The 25,759-nt window shown below is 61.3% G+C and carries 24 protein-coding genes; 9 read left to right on the forward strand and 15 right to left on the reverse strand.

The window, feature by feature from the left end; translation table 11 throughout:
• Positions 1 to 464: 464 nt before the first annotated feature.
• From JJD66_RS15835 to JJD66_RS15855, 5 genes are all read right to left on the reverse strand, one after another.
• On the reverse strand, positions 465 to 2,906 hold the full coding sequence (locus JJD66_RS15835; protein ID WP_200648546.1) for a penicillin acylase family protein: 2,442 nt from the start codon (positions 2,904 to 2,906) through the stop codon (positions 465 to 467).
• A 275-nt stretch (positions 2,907 to 3,181) separates the two neighbouring features.
• Entirely contained in the window at positions 3,182 to 3,409 is a 228-nt protein-coding gene (locus JJD66_RS15840) for an SEC-C metal-binding domain-containing protein (RefSeq protein ID WP_200648547.1), read from the reverse strand.
• Complete coding sequence (locus JJD66_RS15845) at positions 3,406 to 3,888, reverse strand: LEA type 2 family protein (RefSeq protein WP_054897983.1); 483 nt, start codon at positions 3,886 to 3,888, stop codon at positions 3,406 to 3,408. The genes JJD66_RS15840 and JJD66_RS15845 overlap by 4 nt, the downstream gene beginning before the upstream one ends.
• 21 nt (positions 3,889 to 3,909) lie before the next feature.
• Entirely contained in the window at positions 3,910 to 4,380 is a 471-nt protein-coding gene (locus JJD66_RS15850; protein WP_034125936.1) for a YchJ family protein, read from the reverse strand.
• Between the two features lie 4 nt (positions 4,381 to 4,384).
• A complete protein-coding gene (locus JJD66_RS15855) occupies positions 4,385 to 4,882 on the reverse strand; it encodes a DUF6231 family protein (protein ID WP_200648548.1) in 498 nt (165 codons plus the stop codon).
• 179 nt (positions 4,883 to 5,061) lie between these two features.
• Between JJD66_RS15855 and JJD66_RS15860 the strand changes: the two genes are divergently transcribed.
• Positions 5,062 to 5,820 carry a collagen-like protein gene (locus JJD66_RS15860; protein ID WP_200648549.1) on the forward strand — a complete coding sequence of 253 codons (759 nt, stop codon included), beginning with the start codon at positions 5,062 to 5,064 and terminating at the stop codon, positions 5,818 to 5,820.
• A gap of 103 nt (positions 5,821 to 5,923) precedes the next feature.
• Here JJD66_RS15860 and JJD66_RS15865 read toward each other — a convergent pair whose 3' ends face one another.
• Positions 5,924 to 6,388, reverse strand: a complete 465-nt coding sequence (locus JJD66_RS15865; protein WP_105226044.1) for a CopD family protein — start codon at positions 6,386 to 6,388, stop codon at positions 5,924 to 5,926.
• Between the two features lie 99 nt (positions 6,389 to 6,487).
• Here JJD66_RS15865 and dinG point away from each other — a divergent pair, with 99 nt between their 5' ends.
• The 6 genes from dinG (at position 6,488) to JJD66_RS15895 (ending at position 14,946) form a co-directional block, all read left to right on the forward strand.
• Positions 6,488 to 8,632, forward strand: coding sequence for an ATP-dependent DNA helicase DinG (gene dinG, locus JJD66_RS15870; RefSeq protein ID WP_014717263.1), 2,145 nt, complete (start codon positions 6,488 to 6,490; stop codon positions 8,630 to 8,632).
• An 88-nt stretch (positions 8,633 to 8,720) separates the two neighbouring features.
• Entirely contained in the window at positions 8,721 to 11,018 is a 2,298-nt protein-coding gene (locus JJD66_RS15875) for a beta-galactosidase (protein WP_200648550.1), read from the forward strand.
• Between the two features lie 82 nt (positions 11,019 to 11,100).
• Positions 11,101 to 12,246, forward strand: a complete 1,146-nt coding sequence (locus JJD66_RS15880; protein ID WP_060764380.1) for a serine hydrolase domain-containing protein — start codon at positions 11,101 to 11,103, stop codon at positions 12,244 to 12,246.
• A gap of 143 nt (positions 12,247 to 12,389) precedes the next feature.
• The gene (locus tag JJD66_RS15885; RefSeq protein ID WP_200648551.1) at positions 12,390 to 13,541 is read left to right on the forward strand and encodes an OmpA family protein; all 1,152 of its coding nucleotides are present in this window, start codon (positions 12,390 to 12,392) and stop codon (positions 13,539 to 13,541) included.
• A 27-nt stretch (positions 13,542 to 13,568) separates the two neighbouring features.
• Positions 13,569 to 14,216, forward strand: coding sequence for a pyridoxamine 5'-phosphate oxidase (pdxH, locus tag JJD66_RS15890; protein WP_105226048.1), 648 nt, complete (start codon positions 13,569 to 13,571; stop codon positions 14,214 to 14,216).
• Between the two features lie 265 nt (positions 14,217 to 14,481).
• Entirely contained in the window at positions 14,482 to 14,946 is a 465-nt protein-coding gene (locus tag JJD66_RS15895) for a glycine zipper 2TM domain-containing protein (RefSeq protein WP_003189251.1), read from the forward strand.
• Positions 14,947 to 15,107: 161 nt separating this feature from the next.
• Here the strand turns inward: JJD66_RS15895 and nhaA are convergent, their stop codons facing one another.
• Complete coding sequence (gene nhaA / locus JJD66_RS15900; RefSeq protein WP_054917905.1) at positions 15,108 to 16,292, reverse strand: Na+/H+ antiporter NhaA; 1,185 nt, start codon at positions 16,290 to 16,292, stop codon at positions 15,108 to 15,110.
• 216 nt (positions 16,293 to 16,508) lie between these two features.
• Between nhaA and JJD66_RS15905 the strand changes: the two genes are divergently transcribed.
• On the forward strand, positions 16,509 to 17,603 hold the full coding sequence (locus JJD66_RS15905; RefSeq protein WP_200648552.1) for a PLP-dependent cysteine synthase family protein: 1,095 nt from the start codon (positions 16,509 to 16,511) through the stop codon (positions 17,601 to 17,603).
• 533 nt (positions 17,604 to 18,136) lie between these two features.
• On the opposite strand, the gene JJD66_RS15910 is transcribed toward JJD66_RS15905, so the two are convergent.
• The 3 genes from JJD66_RS15910 to JJD66_RS15920 form a co-directional block, all read right to left on the reverse strand.
• Positions 18,137 to 19,750: an NAD(P)/FAD-dependent oxidoreductase gene (locus JJD66_RS15910; protein WP_019817841.1), complete on the reverse strand. Its 1,614-nt coding sequence runs from the start codon at positions 19,748 to 19,750 to the stop codon at positions 18,137 to 18,139.
• A gap of 106 nt (positions 19,751 to 19,856) precedes the next feature.
• Complete coding sequence (locus JJD66_RS15915; protein WP_034125947.1) at positions 19,857 to 20,528, reverse strand: COG3650 family protein; 672 nt, start codon at positions 20,526 to 20,528, stop codon at positions 19,857 to 19,859.
• A gap of 96 nt (positions 20,529 to 20,624) precedes the next feature.
• Positions 20,625 to 21,224 (reverse strand): short chain dehydrogenase, encoded by a 600-nt coding sequence (locus tag JJD66_RS15920; RefSeq protein ID WP_105226051.1) that lies wholly within the window; start codon positions 21,222 to 21,224, stop codon positions 20,625 to 20,627.
• Between the two features lie 217 nt (positions 21,225 to 21,441).
• On the opposite strand from JJD66_RS15920, the gene JJD66_RS15925 reads away from it, so the two are divergent.
• Positions 21,442 to 22,350 (forward strand): LysR family transcriptional regulator, encoded by a 909-nt coding sequence (locus JJD66_RS15925; RefSeq protein ID WP_200648553.1) that lies wholly within the window; start codon positions 21,442 to 21,444, stop codon positions 22,348 to 22,350.
• Here the strand turns inward: JJD66_RS15925 and JJD66_RS15930 are convergent.
• From JJD66_RS15930 to JJD66_RS15950, 5 genes are all read right to left on the reverse strand, one after another.
• Positions 22,347 to 22,832, reverse strand: coding sequence for a DoxX family protein (locus JJD66_RS15930; RefSeq protein WP_200648554.1), 486 nt, complete (start codon positions 22,830 to 22,832; stop codon positions 22,347 to 22,349). The two genes, JJD66_RS15925 and JJD66_RS15930, sit on opposite strands and share 4 nt — an antisense overlap.
• Positions 22,829 to 23,605, reverse strand: coding sequence for an HvfC/BufC N-terminal domain-containing protein (locus JJD66_RS15935; RefSeq protein WP_200648555.1), 777 nt, complete (start codon positions 23,603 to 23,605; stop codon positions 22,829 to 22,831). The genes JJD66_RS15930 and JJD66_RS15935 overlap by 4 nt, the downstream gene beginning before the upstream one ends.
• On the reverse strand, positions 23,602 to 24,480 hold the full coding sequence (bufB, locus tag JJD66_RS15940; RefSeq protein WP_200648556.1) for an MNIO family bufferin maturase: 879 nt from the start codon (positions 24,478 to 24,480) through the stop codon (positions 23,602 to 23,604). The genes JJD66_RS15935 and bufB overlap by 4 nt, the downstream gene beginning before the upstream one ends.
• 22 nt (positions 24,481 to 24,502) lie before the next feature.
• Positions 24,503 to 24,799, reverse strand: a complete 297-nt coding sequence (locus JJD66_RS15945; RefSeq protein ID WP_034125953.1) for a BufA1 family periplasmic bufferin-type metallophore — start codon at positions 24,797 to 24,799, stop codon at positions 24,503 to 24,505.
• Positions 24,800 to 25,056: 257 nt separating this feature from the next.
• On the reverse strand, positions 25,057 to 25,758 hold the full coding sequence (locus tag JJD66_RS15950) for an ABC transporter ATP-binding protein (protein ID WP_003193540.1): 702 nt from the start codon (positions 25,756 to 25,758) through the stop codon (positions 25,057 to 25,059).
• Between the last annotated feature and the right edge of the window lies 1 nt (position 25,759).

Raw genomic sequence — 25,759 nt, forward strand, 5'->3', positions numbered from 1 at the left:
GATGTCGGCCTGATGCCCCGCGATCCAACTGTGGGAGCGGGCTTGCTCGCGAAGGCGGCCTGGCAGTCAACACAGTTGGGTTGTGTACATATCCATTGCTGCGGTAACGGCCACTTAGGGTTCCGCCCTGACGGCGGCTCACTTTGCAAAAGCGGCAAAGTAAGCAAAACGCTCTTGCCCCACCACTCGGCACCTCGCCTAGGCTCGGTGTGCCCGTAATCCGCCAGTGATTTGGGGGGCCGCCGCCACGCGCCATCCATGGCGCGGGGCGGCTAAACCGGCATCCCTGCCGGTTTACCCCCCAAATCACTGTCGAATTCCGGCCAGCGTGGTTTGACGGGGCGCCTAAGATCAAGATCAAAAGCAGATCAAGAGCGGCTCGCTTCGCATCGTGGTTACCGTCGGCTGCTATCGCAGGCAAGCCAGCTCCCACAGCGTTATCCAGTTTCGTCAGGGAAGCCCGGTTACTTACCGGGCGTCAGGGTCAACCTTGTCTTGCCATACACCTTTTCAAAGTTCTGCGGCTGCATCGGGAAGCTCAGGTACTGCGCTTTCAGCGACGGGTCGATGCCGTTGGCATAGTTCGGGCTGGCCGGGTTGCCGGATTGGCCGATGCCGCCCTGGCCCATCATCGGTTCCGCCTGGCCGAAGTCGATGATCATGCGCAGCGCCGACACCTGGGTCGCGTTGAAATCCTGGCCCCAGCTATACGGCGCCGGGTTCAAGGTATTGTGGTCGCCACCGCTGGCAAAGGGACCGCGGATGACCTGGCCGCTGGTATTTTTCCACGTGGTGCTGTGCAGCTTGCCCCACTGCCAGGCCTTGTGGTCGGCGCCCAGTTGGCTGTCGCCAGTAGTGATGGCGGCGGCCAGGGTGCGAGCCAGGATCGCGGGTTTGTCTTCTTTTTGCGGTGTACGCGTGTCATCCCAGAATGGGCTGTCTTCACGGCCCAGCAGGTGGTCGGCGATGGCCGAGTAGGACAGGCTGGCGTTGCTGACGAAGGCTTTCCAACTGGCGCTGTTTTCCGGGCCGAGTTTGTCCAGGAAGATCTGCCGCGCGCTTTCCTGCAGGAACAGTTCGTAGATTGCCGCGTCAGCCGAGGTGGTTGCCAGCCGGCCATCGAAGGCCATCAGGCGCTCCATTGCTTCGCGGGCCTTGGCACGTTCCGCTGTCGGCAGGGCCTCGATGGCCTGCTTGAGCGGCTGGGCCATGCCCGGAGCCTGGAACATGTTCTTGAGCTTGGCGGCGAAGAGGGTGGTCTGATCGTATTGCATGGCGATCAGGCTGCGGCTGTCATGCTTGCCGGCGTTGGCCAGTTGCGCCAGGCGCTCGCTGCGCTCCGGTGCATCCCAGGCGTTGGACAGTTGCATGCCGTAGCCACGCGGCGCGGTACGCTGGTTGGCGGTGCCGATCCAGCCTTGGGCCGGGTCCTGGTCGTACGGGTGCAGCATCGCGTCGGCGTAGCCGTCCCAGTCAAAGCGCGTGTCCCAGCCCGGCGATGGCAACAGGCCTTCGCCTTCGCGGCGGTTGGGGAAACGGCCGGTGACCTGCCAGCCGATGTTGCTGGCGTCGGCGAAGATCATGTTCAGGGCGATGGCGCGAATCTCGCGGGTAGCATCCGAGGCCTTGCCGGCGTTTTGTGCACGGGACAGGTCGAAGAACGCATCCAGGCTCTTGTCGTCCTTGAAGTCGGCGGTTTGCAAGGCCAGGCCAAGACCGCTGGTGAGCGCCTGGCTGCTGTTGAGCAGAGCGCCGTGGCGGGTTTCGTACACCACTTCGCGAATCGAGCGCTGGCCCTTGATGAAGAAGGTTTCGTTGCGCACGCCGGCCGGCAGCCATTTGCCGTTGTTCTCGTAGTACAGTGCACTGCCCTGGCGTTTGACCTTCTCCAGGAACAGGTCCTGGGTGTCGCCCTTGACCGCGCTCATGCTCCACGCCACTTTGCCGTTGAAACCCGCCAGCAGGGTCGGCAGGCCGGCAATCGAAGCACCGACGGCCTGGTATTTGGGCGCACGAATCTGTACGTAGTTCCACGGCGACGGTGCTTGTGGCTGCGCGGCGATGTCGTTGGCCAACAGGCTCTTGCCGCTGCGGCTGCGTTGCGGGCCAATGGCCCAGTTGCTTGAGGTGGTGACGCCCAGGGCATTGAGGCCGCGCAATTGCTGGCCCACCGTCTCCAGCCCGGCGAGGCCGGTGATCTGGTTCACGTTGACGCCTTTGAGCTTGTCGGCTTCGGCCAGCGGGACGGGTTCGTCCGGTGCGCTTGGGGTGAGCCAGGCCAGTTTGTCGACGCCGACCTTCTGCGCCAGCATCAGGGACGAAAGCTCCTCCTGCAGATTGCTCGACTGGCTGAAATTGAGCAGGCAGAACAGCAGCGCCGAATCTTCCGGCTTCCAGTACTCGGGCTTGTAGCCGCTCTGGGCCAGGTCCGTCGGCAACTTGTCGCGATAACGGAACAGGTAGGCGTTGACGCCTCGGGCATACACTTCAAAGAAGCGTTTGAGGCGCGGCGATGAGGCGCTATACAACTCGCCAGCGCTTTTCTTGAGGTTGACCGCCCGCATGAAACGGTCGACGTCCAGCACTTGCGGCCCCGACATTTCCGCCAGGCGGCCCTGGGCTAGCAGGCGCAGGGTGACCATCTGGGTGATGCGGTCGCTGGCGTGCACGTAACCGAGGCTGAACAGAGCGTCGTGGAAGGTGTTGCTTTCGATCAGCGGCATGCCTTGGGCATTGCGGCGCACCGACACATTCTGTGCCAGGCCCTTGATTGGCTGCACGCCGGCAACGGGCGGCAGGGTGTCCTGGGTGTTCTGGAGCTGGCAACCGGCCAGGCCCAAGGCACTGACCACTGCCGCGGCAACGCCGAACCGGGGAAGAAAATGTAAGAGGGCTGGCGAGGCCATGGCAAAGCTCCTGCGGGGGGTAGCGTCAGTAAAGGCGCTACGTTAGTGAGCGCGGCGAAACGACGCAAGCGGGAGTTTTGGGTTAAGCATTAGAACTTGAGTCAGGCGCAGAACTGTGTGGGAGCGGGCTTGCTCGCGAAAGCAGTGTATCAGTCAGTGTCTGTATCAATTGACGTAACGCATTCGCGAGCAAGCCCGCTCCCACATTTGATCGCCTGCAACCTTGGATCAAGGCTGGGGTGGGGGGCCGCCGGCATTTTGATCTTCAGTACAGCTTAAGCGCCGTGGCACTTCTTGAATTTTTTCTCGCTGCCGCACGGGCAAGGATCGTTGCGACCTACGTCCTTCAACGCATTGCGCACCGGCTCCTGGTGAGCGTGGCCGCAGTTCGGGCCGTGGACATGGCCGTGGTCGTGATCATGATGATCATGATGATCATGATGATCATGATGATCATGATCGTGGTTGCAGTCAGGACCATGGACATGGGGTTGCTGTGTCATCGATGTTGCTCCGGAATAAAATCGCCGGGGATTATCTCGCCATTGTGTGCCACCTGCACGTCATTACCGATGAATAATCCGGTTTTCAGTTCGCCCTCTAAACGATAAGGCACGGGCCGGTCGGGATTTTTCAGCATCTGCACCACCTCACGCACCTGTGGCCAGAGGTTGGTGCGCACCGAGACCTTGAAGAATTTATGACCGCGTGGCGGTACGGTCAGCCACTCGTTTGACTCGCCTTCGGTCAACACCAGATTGCCCAGGCTGACCTTGTAGACCAGGCCGCGCACGGTCAGGTCGGCGTCGTCGCGGTTGTCCACGCGAAAGTACAGCTTGAATTTCTGTTCCAGCAGCTTGGCCCGCACCACTTCGACCTTGACCAGGGAAACGTGGGGGGGCGGCGCGTCGTCTTCGAACCAGGACGCGCAGCCGGTCAGGCCCAGGGTCAACGCCAGCATCAAGCTATACATCCGAAGCATGGCGCTATCCCCGTCGAGTGATTAGAAGTAGCTGGAACAGCACTTCTTGAATTTCTGCCCGCTGCCACACAAACAGGCATCGTTACGTCCGGCCTTCACTTCTACCGTAGGGTCGATGAAGTACCAGCGCCCTTCATTCTGTACGAAAGAAGACTGCTCGCGGTGACTATGTTCACCGGCAGCGTCGTGCCAGCGCGCGGTAAAGGTGACAAAGGCGTGCTCAGGCTGGCCGCCGAATACCTCGGAGCTTTCCACCTCCAAGCCCAGCCAGGTGCTCTGCGCACTCCAGGCGGCAATGGCGTCGCGGTCCAGGCCGGCCTGTTGCGCAGGCAGCGTAGTGGCGACCAGGTAATCGACCAGGCCCAGCACATAGGCGCTGTAGCGCGAGCGCATCAACGCGCTGGCGCAGGGGGCCGGGTGACCGGCGTGATAATGGCCGCAGCAGGCATCCAGCAGATTGCCGCTGCCGCACGGGCAAATGGATGTACTCATCGGGTTACCACCAATACTTTCCGAAGTTTTCCGGGTTGGCCCAGAAGCGGGCGTTGAGCCAGTCCGGCACCTGTTTATAGTCAAGCAGATCATAGGTAAACAGCGTCAGCACCTGATCATCGCGTTGGAAGCGTTCGCCGGCTTGCAGGGCCAGGGAGAAAAAGTCGGTGTCCTTCCAGTCGCAGGCACCCAGGTCGACCAGTACGGCAATGCGGCTGGCGTTGAGGTTACGGATGCCTCCGAGCAGGGTCAGGCCCTGGGGTTTGGACAGGTGCTCCAGGCAGTCGACCACCAGCGCGAGGTCAAAGCGCTGCACGGCGAGGTCTTCCGGCAACGGTCCTGGCGCGGCATAGAACACTTCGGTGTCCGGGTGCGCAGCTTTGAAGGCATCCAGCGCAGGAAATTGGCTGGCGCCCACTAACAACAGGCGTTTTGGCCTGTGAAGGTCCAGCAGGGCCGCCAAGGCTTGTTGGGGTGTACGGGCAGAAATTCCAGCGGTCATTGCAGATCCTCGCATCAAGACCGTAGAGACTAGCGCGGCTGGGCGCGTGGGCCTAGAGCGCGGCGGTCGATACCCACCAAGGTGGAATTGAAGTTTTTTGATCCTTCACTGGCAAATCGCCGGTAGAAGTCGTTACTGTGCGCTCAAAGAAAAATTTGAAAACACTCAGGAGCCCCATGATGCGTAAGGTTTTTCTGTTGGCCCTGTTGGTCAGCCCCGTTGCCCTGGCCCAGAGCGTCAGTGTCGAAACCAATTCGTTGATGCGCTTGCCCAGCAGCACCAGCGTGTTGCAGCTCGAGCGCCTGGACGTCGCGGACTACGGCACCTTGCTGATTCCGGCCACCATCAGCCAAGTCACGGTAGATGAGCTGCACTTGGGGCGCGACGCACGCATCACCATTGTGCCTGGCAATACCGCCTTGCAAATGCAGGTACGCGAGGCGCAGTTGGAGCACGGTAGCCAGATCACCTCACGGGGCGCCCCCGGCACCCACGAAAAACCCGCCAAGGCTGGGCGTGATCTGAACTTGCGCATTAACTCGCTGACTGCCGAAGCGCTGTCGGTGGATGCCCGTGGTGGCGCTGGAGCCCAAGGATATGCGGGCCTGGACGGTGCCAACGGCGTGGACCCGGGTTGCACTTGGGGTTCAGCCGGGCGCGGCTTTAATGGCGATAACGGCGGCGATGGCCGGCCAGGGGCGGCGGGCGCGCAGGTGCGCCTGGAGTTGCCGCAGGAATTCCCGGCTGAACAGATCAAGGTCTGGGTCGATGGCGGGGCTGGAGGCCTGGCGGGTGTTGCAGGTAAACCCGGCAAGGGCGGGCAGTCCAAGGGCTGCCTGGTGTACCGCGCGGACGGCGGCGAAAAGGGCCGGCCAGGGTTGGAGGGACAACCGGGGCCGGCTGGGCCTGCGGGGTCTGTGACTATCCAGCGGCTCTGAGTCGCCTGGCCTGACGCTATCGCGGGCAAGCCCGGCTCCCACATTTGGAATGCATTCCAGTGTGGGAGCCGGGCTTGCCCGCGATAGCGGTGTAAGACTCGCCTCAGAACATCGGCCGAGCCGAAGCCACCGCCACCACCACCAACCCCACGATCAAGTTAATCCCCACCAACCTGCGAATCTGTCCCAGCGCAGCCGCGCCCGCCGACCAATCCTCAGCCGCCACCGCTGCCTTCAGCTCCGGGAACTTCAAGGCCTGGATTCGGATAAACAACGCCGTCATCACCAGATACAACCCCATCATCACCTGCACATAACGCGGCGCGGTCTCAAAACCACTGAAGCGCAGTTGCAGCAAACCGATGCCGCTGATCGGTAAAAGCACCACCGCCACCCACACCCACACAAAAAAACGTTGAAACACATTTGCCCACAGCTTGAGCCGGGCAGGGCCCTCAAGCGCCGCCATGGCGGCGGGGCGCAGGATCATCCAGGCGAAAAACATGCCGCCGACCCAGATCAATGCGGCCAGTACATGCAGGGTATAAGCGAGGCTAAACGCGGTCATTGTGGTACTCCGTTCTGCGCGGGATTAATTAGCGGGGTATGATAGCGGCCGATCCGAACCACTGAAAATTTATCCAGCGTTTTTTGCGCCCGACTATCCATGATCAGCACTGAACTCAAAACCACGATCCAGGGCGCCTATTCGCGTTTTCTCGAAGCCAAGAGCTTGAAACCGCGCTACGGCCAACGCCTGATGATCGCCGAAGTGGCAAAAGTCCTCGGGGATATCGACACCGACGACGAAGGCCGCCGCGAGGGTGAGCCTGCGGTAGTGGCCGTCGAGGCCGGTACCGGTACCGGCAAGACCGTGGCCTACAGCCTGGCCGCGATTCCCACGGCCAAGGCTGCTGGCAAGCGCCTGGTGATCGCCACCGCTACCGTCGCGCTGCAAGAGCAGATTGTCTACAAAGACTTGCCCGACCTGATGCGCAACAGCGGCTTGAGCTTTACCTTCGCCCTGGCCAAGGGCCGTGGCCGCTATATGTGCCTGTCCAAGCTCGACGTATTGCTGCAGGAAGGCCACGCCCAAACCGCCACCGCCTCCTTGTTCGAAGAAGAAGGTTTCAAGATCGAGGTGGATGAGGCCAGCCAGAAGCTGTTTACCAGCATGATTGAGAAGCTGGCCGGCAACAAATGGGACGGCGACCGCGACAGTTGGCCCACCGCCCTGGAAGATTCAGACTGGGCGCGCCTGACCACCGACCACAGCCAATGCACCAACCGCCATTGCCCCAACTTCGGCCAGTGCGCCTTCTACAAGGCGCGCGAAGGCATGGGCAAGGTAGATGTCATCGTCACCAACCACGACATGGTATTGGCTGACCTGGCCCTGGGTGGCGGTGCGGTACTGCCCGACCCACGCGACACCCTCTATGTGTTCGACGAAGGCCACCACCTGCCAGACAAGGCCATTGGCCATTTCGCCCATTACACCCGCTTGCGCTCCACGGCCGACTGGCTGGAAACCACTGCCAAGAACCTCACCAAGTTACTGGCCCAGCACCCGTTGCCCGGCGACCTGGGCAAGTTGATCGAGCAAGTGCCGGAGCTGGCGCGCGAGATCAAGACCCAGCAGCAGTTCATGTTCAGCGCCTGCGAGCAGGTTGCGGACTTCAAGCCCGGTGAAGACGTCGAGGGCCGAGAGCGCCCGCGCCACCGTTTTGTCGGCGGGATGATTCCCGAGCACATGCGCGAAATGGGCATTGAGCTGAAGAAAGGCTTTTCACGCCTGACCGACCTGTTCACCCGCCTGACGGACTTGCTCAAGGAAGGCATGGATGGCGAGGTCAATATCGGCATCGCCAGCAACCAGGCCGAAGAGTGGTATCCCTTGTTCGGCAGTTTGCTGTCTCGTTCCCAAGGCAATTGGGAGCTGTGGACCGCCTTTACCGTCGAAGACCCGGAAGACAACCCGCCCATGGCCCGTTGGCTGACGTTGTCGGAAAGCGGTGCGCTGTTCGATATCGAGGTCAACGCCAGTCCGATCCTCGCCGCTGAAATGCTGCGCCGCAACCTGTGGAACGTCGCCTATGGCTGCCTGGTAACCTCGGCCACGCTGACGGCCCTGGGCACCTTTGACCGCTTCCGCATGCGTGCCGGCCTGCCGAAAAAGGCCGTCACCGCCGTGGTGCCCAGCCCGTTTCATCACGCTGACGCCGGCGTGCTGCGGGTGCCAGACCTCAAGGCCGACCCACGGGACGCGGCAGCGCACACGGCGGCGATCATTCGTGATCTGCCGTCGTTGGTGGAAGGCTCCCGCGGCACCCTGGTGCTGTTCTCGTCGCGCAAACAGATGCAGGACGTGTTCGACGGCCTCGACCGCGACTGGCGCAAGCAGGTGTTTATCCAGGGCAACCTGTCCAAGCAGGAAACCCTGAACAAGCACAAGGCGCGGGTCGACGGTGGGGATTCCAGCGTGTTGTTCGGCCTGGCCAGCTTTGCCGAAGGCGTGGACTTGCCCGGTGCCTACTGCGAACACGTGGTGATCGCCAAGATCCCGTTCTCGGTGCCGGATGACCCGGTCGAGGCCGCACTGGCCGAATGGATCGAAGCCCGGGGCGGCAACCCGTTCATGGAAATCTCGGTGCCGGATGCTTCACTGAAGCTGGTGCAGGCCTGCGGGCGTCTGCTGCGTACCGAAGAAGACCGCGGCACCATCACCTTGCTCGACCGTCGCCTGGTTACCCAGCGCTATGGCAAGGCGATCCTCAATGCATTGCCGCCGTTCAGGCGCGAAATTTCTTAAGCCACCGTGGGCGGATTCGCCCACTCTGTGGTCTATCTCATCACTATCATCAGGCCAGTCACCGGCCGTTTGGGAGAACCTTGTTCGTATGATTCGCACGCTGCCCGCTCTTTTTGCCCTGCTGTTCGCTGCGCCGTTGATGGCGGCGCCCGAGGGGCAACAAACGCTGTTCAACTTCGTCCGGCCGGCCGATGTGGTCAAGGTGGCGACCCAGGACGCCAGCCTGCCGCAATACAATGCCGAACAAACGCCCGAAGGCGAGGTGCTGCGCCGCATCACCTTCAACCCAGCGGCCGAGCCGAGCCTGGTGCTCAGCCCGCAGACGGGGACGTGGGACTGGTCGCAATCGAGCGCCATGAGCCTGCGTATCCAGAGCGCGATGAACTGGGCGCTGACCCTTTACGTCAAGGTGCAGAGCGCCGACGGCAAGACGCTCGTCAGCCGCATCGACCTGCCTGCCGGCCCGGCCCAGACGCTGCTCGTCCCGCTGCAAGCCAACTCACCGCTGAGCCAGGGCATGAAGGCCGGCCCGCCGATGCCGATGACTGTGGATGGCCAACGGGTATTGCTGGCCGCCAGCGCCGGGGAAATCGACCGCAGCCAGATCGTCTCGGTGACCCTGTCGATGCTCAAGCCCAATGCCGCTCAAAGTATCCTGCTGGAGCGCTTTGGCGTGCAGGACAGCGAGCCGGTATTGAAGGCTGCCTACACTGAACTGGTGGATGCCTATGGCCAATCCAACCGCGCACGCTGGCCGGAGAAGGTCAGCAGCGACGAGCAACTCAAGGCATCGGCCGCCAAGGAACAACAGCAGCTCAAGACCTGGCTGGCCGAGCGGGACAAGTCCTCCCTGGATCAATACGGTGGCTGGAAGAAGGGCCCGGCCTTCGACGCCAGCGGTTTTTTCCGCACCCAGAAGCGCGACGGCCGCTGGTACCTGGTGACGCCGCAGGGGCATCCGTTCTACTCGCTGGGGGTGAACACCGTGGCGCCGGACAACAGCCAGACCTACGTGGCGGGGCGCGAGTGGATGTTCGCGGCGCTGCCCAAGGCCGGCGAACCCTTTGACAAGTACTACGGCAGCGACGACAGCCGCACCGGCAACGGCGCCGGCGAAGGTCGCGGTTTTGGCTCCGGGCGTTGGTACGATTTCTATGGGGCCAACTTGCAGCGCACTTACGGCGGTGACGCGTTGGACCAGCCACGCTGGGTGACCCATACCCTCGATCGCCTGCAAGCCTGGGGCTTCAACACCGTCGGCAACTGGAGCGATCCGGACCTGGCCACTGCCGACCGTGTGCCGTACACCTTGCCGCTGTCGATTGTCGGTGACTATGCCAGCATCAGCACCGGCACCGACTGGTGGGGCGGCATGCCCGATCCGTTCGACCCGCGCTTTGCCATGGCCACCGAGCGCGCAGTGGCTATTGCCGCACGCGATCACCGTGACGATCCTTGGCTGATCGGTTTCTTTGCCGACAACGAACTGGCCTGGGCCGGTCCTGGCGAGGATGCAAAATCCCGCTACGCCCTGGCGTACGGCACCCTGCGCATGACCACCGACGTGCCGGCCAAGCGCGCCTTCCTCAAGCAACTGCGCGATAAATACCGCAATGAAGAGGGCCTTTCCAAAGCCTGGGGTATTCAACTGGCTGGTTGGGAACTGATGGAAGACCCAGGCTTCGAGCCGCCGATGCCCAGCCCTGAACACCCGGAAATCGAAGCCGACTTCAAATATTTCCAGAAGACCTTCGCCGATGCTTACTTCAAGACCATTTCCGACTCGCTGAAGTGGCACGCGCCCAACCAGCTGTTGCTGGGCGGCCGTTTTGCGGTGAGCACGCCCGAGGCCGTCGCTTCGTGCGCGCAGTATTGCGACGTGCTGAGCTTCAACATGTACACCCTGAAACCCCAGGACGGTTATGACTTCGCCGCGCTGCGTGCGCTGGACAAACCGGTACTGATCACCGAATTCAACTTTGGCTCCGCCGACCGCGGCCCGTTCTGGGGCGGCGTGACGCAACTGGCCCGCGAAGAAGAGCGCGGCGCGGCGTACTCCACCTTCCTCAAGCAGGCGGTGGCCGAGCCGTCGATTGTCGGGGTGCATTGGTTTCAATACCTGGACCAGCCGGTAACCGGGCGTCTGCTGGATGGTGAAAACGGCCATTTCGGCCTGGTCGGCATCACCGATGTACCCTTCCAGGGCTTTGTCGAGACGGTGCGCAAGAGCAACCTGGCCGCGCTCGACCAGTTGGGCCGTGAGGCGCAAAAAGCCAAGGCCACCCAAGCGATGCGTGAAAGTGAAGCCGGCAAGCCGGGGCGCGACGGCAAAGGCGCGGGGCAGGGGGCTGGGCATGCCGGTGGACACGCTGGAAATGGTCATTGATTCATCGTTGACGGGTTCACAAAACCTACAATGGCTGAAAGAATGGCGACCACTTTTCATGGTGTTTTCCGAGGGGACTTAGGTGCAGATTCAGGGTCATTACGAGCTGCAGTTCGAAGCGGTGCGCGAAGCCTTCGCCGCCCTGTTCGATGATCCTCAGGAGCGTGGTGCCGGGCTGTGCATCCAGATCGGCGGGCAAACCGTCGTCGACCTGTGGGCCGGTACTGCCGACAAGGACGGTGCCGAGGCCTGGCACAGCGATACCATCGTCAACCTGTTCTCCTGCACCAAGACCTTTACGGCAGTGACTGCCCTGCAACTGGTGGCCGAAGGCAAGCTCAAGCTTGATGCGCCGGTGGCCGAGTACTGGCCGGAGTTTGCCGCTGCTGGCAAGGACGCGATCACGCTGCGCCAGTTGCTCTGCCACCAGGCCGGGCTGCCCGCCATCCGCGAAATGCTGCCTACCGAAGCGTTGTACGACTGGCAATTGATGGTCGATACCCTGGCGGCCGAGGCCCCGTGGTGGACACCGGGCCAGGGCCACGGCTATGAGGCGATCACCTACGGCTGGCTGGTTGGCGAACTGTTGCGCCGCGCCGACGGGCGCGGGCCGGGGGAGTCGATCGTGGCGCGGGTGGCACGCCCATTGGGGCTGGACTTCCATGTAGGCCTGGCGGATGAAGAGTTTTATCGCGTCGCTCATATAGCGCGCAGCAAAGGCACTATGGGGGATGAAGCCGCGCAACGGTTACTTCAAGTAATGATGCGCGAGCCGGCGGCGATGACTACCCGTGCATTTGCCAATCCACCGTCTATTCTGACCAGCACTAATAAGCCCGAATGGCGACGCATGCAGCAGCCTGCGGCGAATGGCCACGGTAATGCGCGCAGCCTGGCCGGGTTTTATAGTGGTTTGTTGGACGGTAGTTTGCTGGAAAGCGACATGCTCGAACAATTGACCCGCGAGCACAGTATCGGGCTGGATAAAACCTTATTGACCCAAACCCGCTTCGGCCTGGGCTGCATGTTGGATCAACCGCAGTTGCCCAATGCCACGTTCGGCCTCGGGCCACGTGCATTCGGGCATCCCGGGGCAGGGGGCTCAGTCGGGTTTGCCGACCCTGAACATGATGTAGCCTTCGGTTTTGTGACTAATACCCTGGGGCCTTACGTACTTATGGACCCGCGGGCCCAGAAGTTGGTCGGAATATTGGCCGGTTGTCTATAAACCCCTTGCTGTTTCACAGTTTTTTGTTACAAAGGCAAGTATAAAAAAGATGCTGAACGACATGTTGTAACTTGAATGTACTTTTAGCGTCTGTTTAACGGGTCCTGCGACCCTCTGGTTTTTTCTCATTTTGTGGATATCTCATGTTATCGAACAAGTCTTTGGCACTGGCGCTGTGCCTCACTATTACGGGTTGTGCACAAACTCCACAAAATGATGCCGAAGGTGGGCATTGGTGGTCATTTGGATCTGACAAAGCGGCGACCAAGGATCCAGTGGCCATGACCGACGCCAAGCCGGATGCCAAGCCCGACGCCAAGCCGGCCGCCGGTGCCAAGCCTGTTGAGCCTGTCACCGCTGCTGCCGCTGCCCCGGCTGCCAAAGCCGACACCGGTTACAGCTGGTGGCCGTTTTCCACCAAGAGTGCCGAAGACAAAGCCGCCGACGCCAAGGCTGACCTGAAAGCCGACCTCAAGGCGGCAACCCCGGCCTCGGACGCGGCACCTGTCGTCGCCAAGACCGACAGCGAGCCGCGCTGGTGGTGGCCGTTCGAAAGCAAGCCAAAGCCATTGGCCAAGGTCGATGTGACCAACGTACCAATGCCTGACCCGAAGATCACCCAAGCCTGGCTGGACGAATACGAACCACGCCTGCGTGCGGCCATCAAGGACAGCAACCTGCAACTGGAGCGCCGTGACAACACCCTGGTGGTGATTGCCCCGGTAGACGGTTCCTACAACCCGAAGCGTCCGGCCATGTTGCTGCCGGTGACCCTGGGCCCGTTCACGCGGGTGGCCAAGGCCGTTGAAGCTGACCCGAAGACCGCCGTACTGGTGCTGGGCCACGTTGATGCCACGGGCAGCGCCCCCGCCAGCCAGGCGTTGAGCAAGGAACGCGCGCAGTCCATTGCCTCGATTTTCAGCCTGAGTGGTCTGAAACAGGATCGCTTGATGCTGCGTGGCATGGGCGACCTTATGCCGCGTGCCGCCAACGACAGCAATCAGGGGCGTGCGCTGAACCGTCGCATGGAAATCATGTTCACTCAGCGTACAACGATGTTGGCACTGCTGAGCAAGTACAACTCCGGCAAGACCCCGCCCGTGGCCGAAATGGTCGCAGTGCAGAATGTGCCTGCGCCAGCACCGGCGGCCAAAGCGCCTGCCAAAAAGGCCACGGCCAAGAAAGCGGCGGCCAAGCCAGCGGCTAAAAAGGCTGCGGCCAAGCCGGCTGCGAAGAAACCTGCCACGGCAAAAGCCAAGGCGGCACCCGCTTCGAACGATCAGGCGAAGAATTGAGCTGTTGAACCACAAGGATAAAGCCGCATGACCCAGGCACTGGCCGATATGCGCCGTGACTACACACGGGACGGTTTGAGCGAGGCCCAGGCCCCGGACGAGCCGTTTGCGTTGTTCCACCAATGGTTTGCTGATGCGGTGAAAACCGAACAGCCGCCAGTGGAGGCCAATGCCATGACGCTGGCGACAGTGGATCAGGACGGCCGCCCGCACTGCCGCATCCTGCTGCTCAAGGGCCTGGATGCACAGGGCTTTACCTTCTTCACCAACTATCAGAGCGCCAAGGGTGAACAACTCGCGGCGCGGCCGTTTGCGGCCATGACCTTCTTCTGGCCCACCCTGGAGCGCCAGGTACGCATTGAAGGGCGCGTGGCCAAGGTCACGCCTGAAGAGTCGGATGCTTATTATCAGGTGCGCCCGTTGGGCAGTCGCCTGGGTGCCTGGGCCTCTCCGCAGAGCAAAGTCATTCGTGATCGCCAAGAGCTGCAGGCGCTGCTCAAGGCCACTGAAGAGCGTTTCAGCGATACCCAGCCCGATTGCCCCGAGCATTGGGGAGGGTACCGTTTACTGCCTGAGCGCATCGAGTTCTGGCAAGGCCGCGCCAGCCGCCTGCATGATCGCCTCAACTACCGCCTGCAAGACGGCCAATGGTGCCGCGAGCGCCTGGCGCCCTGAGCGTCACCTTTCGTCATCCCACCTGAATCAACACCGTTGCGTCGAAGTCTCTGTTCAAGAGACTTCGGACGGTTTCGGCTGTGCGGCTACACTGATCGAGCCGGTTATGGCATCGGTCCGTACCCTGGCTTGGTTACCGTTCGTCGAGTTCTCTGGTGCTGGCAGTCTGTACTCAGGCTGAATGAAAGCAAGTTTCTGCCTGGTGCGCCGTGACACGCGCCAAGCCACAGCGTTTAATGAATACCTGTCCTTTGGAGTTGATGCTATGCGTAAGTCCGTTTTACTAGTTGCCTGCTTTACCACCCTGTCGTTGCTGTTGGGTGGCTGCGCCTCGAGTCTGACCGGCGACTCGTACTCTCGTGATGAGGCGCGTCGTGTACAGACCGTTCGCATGGGCACCATCGAATCCCTGCGTCCGGTGAAAATCGAAGGGACCAAGACCCCAATCGGCGGCGCCGCGGGCGCAGTCATCGGCGGCGTTGGCGGCAGCGCCATCGGTGGCGGCCGTGGCAGCATCGTGACTGCTGTGATCGGCGCAGTTGCGGGCGGCCTGCTGGGCTCGGCCACCGAAGAAGGCCTGACCCGTACCCAGGGCGTGGAAATTACCGTGCGCGAAGACGACGGCAGCATGCGTGCCTACGTACAAGCCGTGCAGGAAAATGAAATTTTCCGCATTGGCGACCGCGTACGCATCATGACCGTCGACGGTACCAGCCGCGTTACTCGCTAAGCCTTGAGCTACAGGCGAAGAAAAACCCCCAACCGGGTGACCGGTTGGGGGTTTTTTTGTAGGAGCGAGCTTGCTCGCGAAGAACGTTAACGATAACGCGTGCTCAATGAATGAACGCGGCGCCTGTAAGTTTTTCGCGAGCAAGCTCGCTCCTACTTCAATCATGCAACGGCGGCTTTCTTGCGACTTGCCATCGCCGTCACCGCATACCCGATAAAGGCCGCCAGGATCGACCCGGTCAGAATCCCCATGCGATCTTCACCGGCAAACTCACTGGCGCCCGGCACAAACGCCAGGGAGCCGACAAACAGGCTCATGGTGAAGCCGATCCCGCACAGGATCGCCACGCCCAGTACCTGGCCCCAATTGGCGCCGCTGGGCAGTGAGGCGATGCCGGTCTTGATCGCCAGCCAGGTGAGGCCGAACACACCGACTGTCTTGCCGATCAACAGGCCGGCGGCGATGCCCATGGGCACGGAGTGGGTGAAGCTCTCCAGGCTGACACCGGTGAGTGACACACCGGCATTGGCGAACGCGAACAGCGGCAGGATGGCGTAGGCCACCCAGGGGTGCAGGGCGTGTTCCAGGCTCAGCAGCGGTGAGGTTTCGGCATTCTTGGTGCGCAGTGGAATGCAGAACGCCAGGGTTACACCCGCCAAGGTCGCATGCACGCCGCTCTTGAGCACGCACACCCACAGGATCAGGCCGATGATCATATACGGCCCCAGCTTGATCACGCCCAGGCGGTTCATCGCGATCAGCGCAATCAAGCACGCTCCCGCGCCCGCCAGGGATGCCGTGGACAAGTCAGCGGAATAGAACAAGGCAATGACGATGATGGCGCCAAGGTCATCAATGATCGCCAGGGTCATCAGGAACAGCTTCAGCGACACCGGTACGCGCTTGCCCAGCAGGGCCAGAACGCCCAGCGCAAAGGCAATGTCGGTGGCCATGGGGATCGCCCAGCCGGCCAAGGCGGCCGGGTTGTCCTTGTTAAGCGCCCAGTAGATCAGCGCCGGCACCACCATGCCGCCGATGGCCGCTGCGCCAGGCAGCACCACTTGCGAAGGCTTGGACAGGTGACCATCGAGCAGCTCACGCTTGACCTCCAGGCCGATCAGCAGGAAAAACAGGGCCATCAGGCCATCGTTGATCCAAAGCAGCGCCGGCTTGGCGATTTTCAACGCGCCAACCTGAGCCACCACCGGCGTGTCGAGAAAGGCGTTGTACAGGTGCGACAACGGTGAGTTGTTGATAATCAGCGCCAAAGCGGCAGCGGCGATCAACAACAGACCACTGGCGGCTTCCAACTGGAAGAAACGGGTAAAAGTGCTACGCAGAGGCAAGGGATGCTCTCCAATCCAGGTTCAATAGGTGGGTACCCTAACCCGTACCGTTAGTTGTTAAAACAAAAGTTATATTCTTATTTGTTATAAGGGGTTGGCCGGAACATCGGTGGGTTAAAGACTAGCAATTGTGTGTCCAATTGCGTCGTCACTGTATCTGTGTGAAGCGTGGGAAACATCCTAAGATCACCGCTGAGAACCTTTAGAGAAACCACCATGAGCGACCACCGTACCTGGGCCCGCGAAGCCATTCGTATCATTGAAGCGGACTTCCAGCGGAGCGCCGATACCCACCTGATCCCGCTGCCATTACCGGGTTTGCCAGGCATCGAGTTGTACTTCAAGGATGAGTCCAGCCACCCCACCGGCAGCCTGAAACACCGGCTGGCGCGCTCGCTGTTCCTGTATGCGCTGTGCAATGGCTGGCTCAAGCCGGGCGCCCCCGTTATTGAAGCGTCCAGCGGCTCCACCGCGATCTCTGAAGCCTACTTCGCGCGCTTGCTCGGCTTGCCGTTTATTGCCGTCATGCCCGCTACCACGTCCCAAGAAAAGATCGCCCAGATTGCCTTCTATGGTGGCAAGAGCCATCTGGTACAGGACCCGACGCAGATCTACGCCGAATCCGAACGCCTGGCCCAGGAAAGCGGTGGTCACTTCATGGACCAGTTCACTTACGCCGAGCGTGCCACCGACTGGCGGGCGAACAACAACATCGCCGAATCGATCTTCCAGCAGATGCGCTTTGAACAGCACCCGGAGCCGAGTTGGTTGATTTCCAGCCCTGGCACCGGCGGCACCACCGCGACCCTGGGCCGCTATGTGCGTTATCGCCAGCATTGCACGCGGGTGTTGTGTGCCGATGCCGAACGCTCGGTGTTCTTCGACTTCTACCAGAGTGGTGACGCCAGCCTGCGCCTGGACTGTGGCTCGCGGATTGAAGGGATTGGTCGCCCACGGGTGGAGGCATCGTTTCTGCCGGCGGTGATTGACGCCATGGTCAAGGTGCCGGATGCATTGTCCCTGGCGGCCATGCATTACCTGGCGCAGCGTTTGGGGCGACGGGTTGGCGGTTCCAGCGGGACCAACCTGATCGGTGCGCTGATGGCGGCGCAACAGATGAAAGCAGTGGGGGAGTCGGGGTCGATCGTCGCGATCTTGTGCGATGGTGGTGAGCGCTATGCCACGACCTATTACGATCAAGCGTGGCTGGCGGGGCAGGTCTATGAGCTGGAAGGGTTGATCGCGGCGGTTGCGGCGAGTGTCGAGCGCGGTGAGGCGCTACCCGCTAACATCCTGCGCGCTAATATCTGACACGCCACTATCCAACTGTGTGCGGGCTTGCCCGCGAAAGCTGAGTGTCAGTCACTGAATTTTTAACTGCACCACCGCTATCGCAGGCAAGCCAGCTCCCACACTGGTCGTGTATTGCCCACAGGATCAACGCCCGGCACAGATCCCTTGTGGGAGCGGGCTTGCCCGCGAAAGCGGAGTGTCAGTCACTGAATTTTTAACTGCCCCACCGCTATCGCAGGCAAGCCAGTTCCCACATTGGCCATGCATTGCCCCCAGGATCAACGCCCGGCACAGATCCCCTGTGGGAGCGGGCTTGCCCGCGAAAGCGGAGTGTCAGTCACTGAATTTTTAACTGCACCACCGCTATCGCAGGCAAGCTAGCTCCCACATTGATCGTGTATTGCCCACAGGATCAACGCCCGGCACAGATCCCCTGTGGGAGCGGGCTTGCCCGCGAAAGCGGAGTGTCAGTCACTGAATTTTTAACTGCACCACCGCTTTCGCAGGCAAGCCAGCTCCCACACGGGATTTATGCTGGCCGTCAGAGTGCTTTAGGCCTCGATGCCGAGCATATCCCGCGCCAACGCTTCGGCGATCCGAATCCCATCGACACCCGCCGACAGAATCCCACCGGCATACCCCGCGCCTTCTCCGGCCGGGAACAAGCCTTTGACGTTCAGGCTCTGCATGGACTCGTTGCGGGTAATGCGCAGTGGTGACGAGGTGCGGGTCTCGATGCCGGTCAGCACCGCATCGTGCAGCGAGTAGCCTTTGATCTGCTTCTCGAACGCCGGCAAGGCTTCGCGGATGGCTTCGATGGCGAAGTCCGGCAGGGCCAGGGCCAGGTCGCCCAACGACACGCCGGGTTTGTAGGACGGCTCCACACTGCCCAGCGCGGTGGAGGGTTTGCCGGCGATGAAGTCACCTACCAGTTGCGCGGGGGCCTCGTAGTTGCTGCCGCCGAGGATGTAGGCGTGGGACTCCAGGCGTTCCTGCAACTCGATACCGGCCAGCGGGCCACCCGGGTAATCCACCTCGGGGGTAATGCCTACCACGATGCCAGAGTTGGCATTGCGCTCGTTACGCGAGTATTGGCTCATGCCGTTGGTCACGACGCGATGGGGCTCCGAGGTCGCAGCCACGACGGTGCCGCCCGGGCACATGCAGAAACTGTAGACCGAACGGCCGTTCTTGGCGTGGTGCACCAGCTTGTAGTCCGCAGCACCCAGCTTCGGGTGGCCGGCGTATTTACCCAGGCGTGCGGCGTCGATCAGCGACTGTGGGTGTTCGATACGGAAACCCACCGAGAACGGCTTGGCTTCCATGTACACGCCACGGTCGTGGAGCATGCGGAAGGTGTCACGGGCGCTGTGGCCCAGGGCAAGAATCACGTGCTTGGAGAGGATCTGCTCGCCGCCGTCGATGACCACGCCGTTCAACTGGCCGTCTTCGATCAACACGTCGGTGACCCGCTGCTCGAAGCGCACTTCACCGCCCAGGGCGATGATCTGCTCGCGCATGTTTTCCACCACGCCGGTCAGGCGGAAGGTACCGATGTGCGGCTTGCTGACGTAGAGGATTTCTTCCGGCGCGCCGGCCTTGACGAACTCGTGCAGCACTTTGCGACCGTGGAATTTCGGATCCTTGATCTGGCTGTACAGTTTGCCGTCGGAGAAGGTGCCTGCGCCGCCTTCACCGAATTGCACGTTGGACTCGGGGTTGAGCACGCTTTTGCGCCACAGGCCCCAGGTGTCCTTGGTGCGTTGGCGCACTTCCTTGCCGCGCTCGAGGATGATCGGCTTGAAGCCCATCTGTGCCAGCAGCAGCCCGGCGAAGATCCCGCAGGGACCGAAGCCCACCACGATTGGCCGCTCAGCCAGGCCTTCCGGCGCCTGGCCCACCACCTTGTAGCTGACATCCGGTGCCGGATTGACATTGCGGTCGTCGGCAAACTTGAGCAGCAGGGCGGCTTCACCCTTCACGTTCAGGTCGACGGTGTAGATGAAGCACAGCTCAGAGGTCTTTTTACGCGCATCGTAGCTGCGCTTGAACAGGGTGAAATCGAGCAGGTCATCACTGGCGATGCCCAGGCGCTGCACGATGGCAGTGCGCAGGTCTTCTTCGGGATGGTCGATGGGCAGCTTGAGTTCGGTGATTCGTAACATGACAGGATCCGGTAGGCGGCGGGCAAGGAGGCCGGCTGTTTTGCAAACCGGCGATTATAAGCCCCAATGGCAAGTTTCCGTCAGGTTAAAACAGCACAGGGCCTAATCAGTCGTCCCGCGAGCCGCCGAATGCTGCGCAACCACGCTGCACCTGGCCGTTCACGCGCAACTCGGCGCTCATGTGTTGCAGGCTGCCGCTCACACTGTCGACGCAGCGCTGGGGCGCCACCCACAGTTCGATGTGCTGGTTGTTGGCTTCGGTCATCAGGTTGAAGCGGCCGTCGCCCAGTTGTTCCTCGACGTACGGCACTGCCAAAGGTGGATGGCCTTCGCGTTCCAGCACCATGCCCTTGGCCGTGACATTCATTGCCCAAGCGGGTTTATGGCCGTTGGCCCGCAGGATCATGCGCTTGAAGTCCGGGTCGGAGCACGCTGAGGTCGAGCGTTCGACGCGATACAGCTGTTGCAGGTCCACTGAACCCTGGGTGCCGCTGGCGACCCCGGAAAACTTGCCACGCAGGTCGGCAAACAGCTTGCCCTGCTGGCCGGCCAGCGAGGCGGCTTCCTGCAGGACGCTGGTGCCGCCGGTGTCGTTGACCACGTAGCTACGCTGGTCGCCGCACGGCTGGAACAGCAGTTTGCCGTCCACCGCCGTCAACTCACCCTGCATACGGGTCAGCCCGACAGTCGATGGCTTGGCCGGCTCGCTTTCGAACAATTGGCAGGCGGCGAATACAGGAAGCAAGGCAAACAGGACGAGGGTACGGGCGGCGCGCATTATCGGGTCTCCAGGCAAGTGCCGCCACGTTACGCAGGCTGGCCGTGCATCACAAGCCCGCTTGCCAGCTTCAGGCGTTTCTTACAGCACTCACCCTCACCCCACGATAAAGGTCTGACCAGTTTGTAGGCCCTCGACGCTTTTGGCGTAAGCCAGCGCTACATCGGCGGCGGGGGCAGGTTTGTAGCCACGGAAATAAGGGGCATAGCTGCCCATGGCTTCCAGCAGCACCGTCGGGCTGACCGAATTGATACGCAGGCCGCGTGGCAATTCAATGGCCGCCGCTTTGACGAAGGCGTCCAGAGCACCGTTGACCAAGGCCGCCGAAGCGCCGGTGCGGATCGGATCACGGTTCAGGATACCGCTGGTGAAAGTGAATGAAGCGCCATCGTTGGCGTACTCACGGCCGATCAACAGCAGGTTGACCTGGCCCATCAGCTTGTCACGCAGGCCCAGTTCGAAATCGCTGTCGTGCATGTCTGCCAAGGGCACGAAGTTGACGCTGCCTGCCGCGCAGATCAGGGCGTCGAACTTGCCGGTCTGTTCGAACAGCGTGCGGATCGAGGCGCTATCGCTGATATCCACCTGGAAGTCACCGCTGGTGCGGCCGATGCTGATCACTTCGTGGCGCTGGGCCAGTTCCGCCTTGACCGCTGAACCGATGGTGCCGCTGGCACCGATCAATAGAATTTTCATCGTGCTGTTCCTTTGGGCTGATGCCCTGTAGGAGCGAGCTTGCTCGCGAAGAACGTCAACGATCACGCGGTAAAACTGACTACACGGCGGCGATCTTGAGTTTTTCGCGAGCAAGCTCGCTCCTACAGGGGTTGGGATTTGCGTTCAGTCTAATGTGGCTTTTTAACTGGATAAACGTGCTAATAGGCAACCTTTGGTTTTCAAATGGAAACAGTCGATGAGCGAAATGGATGACCTGGCCGCGTTCGCCGTGCTGATCGAAGCCGGCAGTTTCACCGTGGCGGCCGCACAATTGGGCTGCAGCAAAGGGCAGTTGTCCAAGCGCATCAGCCAGTTGGAAGCGCAGTTTGCCGTGGTTTTGCTGCACCGCACCACGCGCAAGCTGAGCCTTACTGCTGCCGGCGCGGCGTTGCTGCCCCAGGCACAAGCATTGGTGGTGCAGGTGGAACGCGCCCGCCAGGCATTGGCGCGGCTCAAAGATGATTTGGCTGGCCCTGTGCGTATGACCGTTCCAGTGTCGTTGGGTGAAACCTTCTTCGATGGCTTGCTGCTGGAGTTCTCCAAGCAATACCCGCAGGTGCAGATCGAGCTGGAGCTCAATAACAACTACCGAGACTTGGCACGGGATGGTTTTGACTTGGGGGTACGTTCGGGCGCCATCGAACATGAACGCTTGGTGGCTAAGCCTTTGCTGGCCTGGCATGAGATGACCTGCGCCAGCCCGGCTTATCTGGAACAGCATGGCGAGCCGCAGACCCCAGCGGACCTGGCGGCGCACAGCTGTTTGCTCAACAGTCATTACAGTGGCCGCGAGGAATGGTTGTACCACCAGCAACACGAATTGCTGCGGGTAAAGGTGAGCGGCACCTTCGCCTCCAACCACTACAACCTGTTGAAAAAAGCCGCGTTGGTCGGCGCCGGTATTGCCCGCCTGCCGTCCTACGTTCTACCCACGGAGCTGGCTGACGGCCGATTGCGCTGGCTGCTGCGCGATTATCAGACACGCAGCATGCCGATGTACCTGGTGCATCCCTACCAGGGCGGTTTGCCTCGGCGTACCCAGGTGTTGGCCGACTACCTGGTGGACTGGTTCAAGCGCAGCGGCGAAGCGCTGGATCGGCTTTAGCGATAACGACGGGCAATCAGGTAGTCGATGGACAGGCAGCCCGGGCCTTTGGCAAGCAACAACAATAACAGCGCAAGCCAGGTGCCGTGAGTGGGGTAGGCGTCAGGGTAGACGAACAGCTGGATGGTCAAGGTCATGCCTATCAAGGCCAGGGCCGAGAAGCGCGTGGCGAACCCCAGCAGAATCAATACCGGGAAAAAGTGCTCGGCAAAGGTTGCCAGGTGCGCGGCCACCTCTGGCGACAGCAGAGGTAATTGGTATTCGCTGCGAAACAAAAAGAGCGTCGAGGCGGCGAGTTTGGGCTCACCCCATTGGAAGGTGCCGCTGATCAGGTCAATGGCAAAGCCTTCGACCTTGGTCTGGCCAGACTTCCAGAACACCGCCGCAATGGAGAAGCGCGCCATAAAGGCGATCAGGCTGTAGGGGATTTTTTCAAACAGTGCGACGGTTCGTTTTACCAGGCAGGGAGCGGGAAAGTTCATGGCGATACCTCTGGTTGCAGATGCAAATGGGTGATGGCGTCGTGGCTGATCAACAGCGTGAGACATAGGTGCAAATCGAATTCGTCGGAGGCTTGCAGGGCATCAGCTATGGCCATTTCCAGCCCTGCGCCTTGGTTGAGTCGGTTGATAAAGGTCACAGACCCGCGGTCGATGGCGAATACCTTGACTACCAACCCTTGGCGCAAGACCAGCGCGCCTTGTGCATGCCAGGGGTTCAAGCTGGTGATGGCCCCGTCGGCCTGGTGCGCCGCCCAAACCGATACCACCGCGTAGGAAGATTCCAACGTGGCAAGTGACGGATGCAGCCCTACACGCAGTTGCCCCAGTTGTGCGTAACCTTGCAGTTGCCGAAGTACGCAGTGCTGATCCAGAACCTGGCAATCCGCCGCGTGATAAGCACAGACCCTCAAGCGCTCCAGCCGGGCGACATCGGCCAGGTAGGGCACGCTCCAGGCTGGTTCGAAACCCTGGATAAAGTCAGCGAACGTGCCGCCGTACTCACTGATCAAGGGGCTGGTGGGCGGGTGGGCCTGGGCATACAGACCGGCCATGGCGCGGAAAAACTCATCGCCGACCAGTTGCCGCGCCACCGGGTAGGCGGCTGCCAAAGCATTGATCAAAGCGCTATGGACATTGTTTCGATACACCGCAAAGCGGCTCGCCGGTTCAGCACCGTTGCTGCTGAACACGCCCTCGGGGCAGGTGGCTTGCGGGGCCAGTAAAGCCTCTGCGAATGTTTGCTGAATGCTCATCGGGCCACCTGCGACAAATACCATTCGGCCTGCCGGGCCTCTGCTTGCAACACGCTGAACGCGGGCACCTGGTTATCCCGCTCGATCAGCGTCGCCACCGCTCCGGTCCGCGCCAGTACCTGTGCGTAAAGCTGCCATACGGCGTTATCGATCGGCGCGCCGTGGTCATCGATCAGCAGGCGGTCGCCCAGGCTGTCGGTGTCTTCGGCAAAACCGGCCAGATGAATCTCACCCACTGCGTGCAATGGCAGGGCGTCGATGTAGGCCAGCGGGTCGCGCTGGTGATTGATGCAGGACACGTAGACGTTGTTGACGTCGAGCAGCAGGCCGCAACCGGTACGGCGGACGATCTGGCTGATGAAGTCGGTTTCGTCCAGGGTAGAGCGTTCGAACTGCAGGTAAGTGGAGGGGTTTTCCAGCAGCATCGGTCGCTTGAGTGCGCTCTGTACCTGATCCACGTGTTCGCATACCCGCTCCAGGGTGCAGGCGTCGTAGGCCAGGGGCAGCAGGTCGTTGAGAAACACCGGGCCGTGGCTGGACCAGGCCAGGTGTTCGGAAAAAGACTGGGGTTGATAGCGTTCGATCAGCGTGGCCAAGCGTGCCAGGTGCTCGCGATCCAAGGGGGCTTCGCCGCCGATGGACAGGCCGACGCCGTGCAGTGACAGGGGATACTGCGCACGAATCAACCCCAGGTAGTGATGAAACGGGCCGCCGGCCACCATGTAGTTTTCGGCGTGTACTTCGAAGAAACCGATGTCGGGGCGGGTCTCGAGCACCTCGGTGAAGTGCTCGGTCTTGAGCCCCAGCCCGGCCCGATAGGGGAGGCCGGGCACCTGAGCCGGTGAGACCGCGTGTTGGGCTGTAAGCGTCATCATCAGTACTCAGGCTGCGCGGGGTTCAGGATTTGGCGGTGAAGGCCGCTTCCTGGCCAAAACCGGTCGGCGAGGTGGTGCTTGGGGTCTTGGTGCAAGTGCCGGCGGGTACCAGCTTCCAGGCATTGGCCTGGTCTTTGGTTTTGGAGGTGCCAGCGCAGGAAGTACCGGCGCCCGCGGCGCAGTCATTCTTGCCGGCTTCAGCCACGCCGAAGCATTTCTGCATGTCGTCGGCCGCGTGGGCGGTGGTGGTCAGGGCGGACAGGCTCAGGGCAGAACCAAGGGCCAGGACGAGGGTGGCAGCGGACAGTTTGGTGGTCATGGTGTGTCTCCAGCAGTGGTTGAATGCGCAGGCTTGATTGCCTGCATGCACCACTAGAGAAAGGGGGAGGGAATTCGTTACAAAGCCATCGAAAAAAACTGCAAACAACACCTGTTTAATGACTTATACAAAGCAAATGTGGGAGTCGGGCTTGCCCGCGATGCAAACGCCTCGGTTTTTCAGATACACCGGGGTGATGCTATCGCAGGCAAGCCAGCTCCCACACAAGCCAGCTCCCACTCTGAACTCACTCTTTCTTAGCCGCCGAGGTACGCCTCCCGAACCTTCGGATCGGTCAGCAATTGCTCACCCGTGCCCTGCATCACCACCCGGCCATTCTCCAGCACATAGGCACGGTCAGCGATTTTCAGCGCCTGGTTGGCGTTCTGCTCCACCAAAAACACCGTCACACCGTCCTTGCGCAGCTGTTCGATGATGTCGAAGATCTGCTGGATGATGATCGGTGCCAGGCCCAGGGAAGGCTCGTCCAGGAGCAACAGCTTGGGCTTGCTCATCAGCGCCCGGCCGATGGCAAGCATTTGCTGCTCGCCGCCGGACATGGTGCCGCCGCGCTGGCTGAAGCGTTCCTTGAGGCGGGGGAACAGGTGCAGCACCTTGTCCATCTGCTCCTGGTAATCGCCCTTGTCGGTAAAGAACCCACCCATGGCCAGGTTCTCTTCCACGGTCAGGCGCGAAAACACCCGGCGGCCTTCCGGCACCACCGCAATGCTCTTGCGCATGATCTCGGCGGAGTGCTTGCCCACCAGTTCTTCACCCATGTAGCGGATGCTGCCACTGTAGGCTTGCGGCGAACCGCACAAGGTCATCAGCAAGGTCGATTTGCCGGCACCGTTGGCGCCGATCAGAGTGACAATCTCACCCTGGCGCACTTCCACATTGACGCTGTGCAGGGCCTGGATCTTGCCGTAGAAAGTGGAAACGTTTTCGAATTGCAGCATT

The sequence above is a fragment of the Pseudomonas sp. MF6751 genome (assembly GCF_016613265.1).
In the GTDB taxonomy this organism is placed as follows: domain Bacteria; phylum Pseudomonadota; class Gammaproteobacteria; order Pseudomonadales; family Pseudomonadaceae; genus Aquipseudomonas; species Aquipseudomonas fluorescens_BV.